The organism is Roseateles sp. (assembly GCF_036404855.1).
Lineage (GTDB): Bacteria > Pseudomonadota > Gammaproteobacteria > Burkholderiales > Burkholderiaceae_C > Pelomonas.
Genome location: NZ_DASWYS010000224.1, coordinates 1 through 1,865, shown reverse-complemented (window position 1 = coordinate 1,865; position 1,865 = coordinate 1). Strand labels below are relative to the sequence as shown.

Annotated in this window: 1 protein-coding gene; it reads left to right on the top strand. The window is 69.2% G+C overall.

All coding sequences use genetic code 11. The annotated features are described in order from the left end of the window. Positions 1-1,865 (top strand): methyl-accepting chemotaxis protein (locus VGF12_RS15020; RefSeq protein ID WP_414710101.1); only part of this gene is annotated, 1,865 nt, incomplete at both ends.

Sequence of the window (1,865 nt, the reverse complement as noted above, 5' to 3'; positions counted from 1 at the left end):
GAAAAAAGCCGGCGACGAACCCGACCTTTCCAATGCCACCGACCAGGAGGTCGCCGAGCTCGCGGCAGCCCGTCTGGCGCCGACGCTTGCATCGGAAGGGCTCGTCGGCAATGCGATGGTGGACGAGGACAGCACCGATCTCAGCGGCCAGGTGAGCCTGCCGCTGCTGGGCAGCAAACCCGCCGAACAGCACCAACGCACGCTGGCCATTCTGCTGGCGCTTGGCCTGGTGGTGCTGGGCGGCGTGACCCTCTATGCACTGACCCAGACCGAGAAGGTGGGTCAACAGGTGGCGGCCAGCGGTCAGGCCCTGATGCAGTCGCAGCGCCTGGCCAAGAGCGTTTCGCAGGCGCTGATCGGCAGCCCGGCGGCATTCCCCGAAGTGCGCGACAGTTCGACCGTGATGGCCCGCGCGCTGCGCGGCCTCAAGGGCGGCGACAGCGAGATGTCGCTCGACGCTCTGGGCGCCGAGTACTCGGAGGATCTCGATGCGATCCTGCCCAAGGTGGATCAGGCCGAGCGCAATGCGGCGGCAGTGCTGGCGCAGCAGAACATCCTGACCCAGGTGGGCAACGCCTTGCGCACGATCAACCGGCAGTCGTCCGACCTGCTCGAGACGGCCGAGACGGTGTCTTCGCTCAAGCTGCAGCAGGAAGCCTCGCCGGCCGAGCTCTCCGCCGTGGGCCAGCTCGTGATGCTCACCCAGCGCATCGGCAAGAGCGCCAACGAGTTCCTCACCATGGAGGGCGTGAGCCCCGAGGCCGTGTTCCTGCTCGGCAAGGACCTGATCACCTTCAAGGAAGTGGCTGACGGCCTGCTCAAGGGCAGCGACGAGCTGCGCCTGGGCGCCGCCCGCGACCCGCAGGTGCGCGAGCGCCTGCAGGCCCTGCTGCAGCGCTACGAGGAGACCCGCGTCGAAGCCGGCGCCATCCTGGGCAACCTGCAGGGCCTGGTGGCCGCGCGCGAGGCGCAGGCCGCCATCGTGGCCGACAGCGAACCGCTGCGCGTGGGCCTGGAGAAGCTGCAGCAGGACCTCTCCGGCCGCTCGGGCCTGGGTGGCGGCCAGCTGCTGGCCCTGGCCCTGTCCACGGTGTTCGCGCTGCTGTGCGCGGGCGGCCTGGCCTACGTGCAGCTGCAGGACAGCCGCCAGCGCCAGATGATGGCCGAAGGCCAGCGGCTGTCCGCCGAGGCGCAGGAGCAGGAAGCCAAGCGCGTCAACGACGCCAACCAGGCGGCCATTCTTCGCCTGATGAACGAACTGCAGACGGTGGCCGAGGGCGACCTGACGCAGGAAGCGACCGTGACGGAGGACATCACGGGCGCCATCGCCGACTCGGTGAACTACACCGTGGAAGAACTGCGGTCGCTGGTGGGCAACGTGCAGGCCACGGCCACCCGCGTGGCGCAGACCACGTCGGCGGTGGAAAACACCTCGACCGAGCTGCTGGCGGCCTCCACCGAGCAGCTGCGCGAGATCCGCGAGACCGGCCAGTCGGTGCTCGACATGGCGCAGCGCATCAACCAGGTGTCCAGCCAGGCGCAGGAGTCGGCCCAGGTGGCCCGGGCCTCGCTGCAGGCCGCCGAATCCGGCCTGCAGGCGGTGCAGGACGCCATCGGCGGCATGAACGCCATCCGCGACCAGATCCAGGAGACCTCCAAGCGGATCAAGCGCCTCGGCGAATCGTCGCAGGAGATCGGCGAAATCACGGAGCTGATTTCCGACATTACCGAACAGACGAACGTGCTGGCCCTGAACGCCGCCATCCAGGCCGCGTCGGCCGGTGAAGCGGGACGCGGCTTCTCGGTGGTGGCCGAGGAAGTGCAGCGGCTGGCCGAACGCTCCGCCGACGCGACGCGCCAGATCT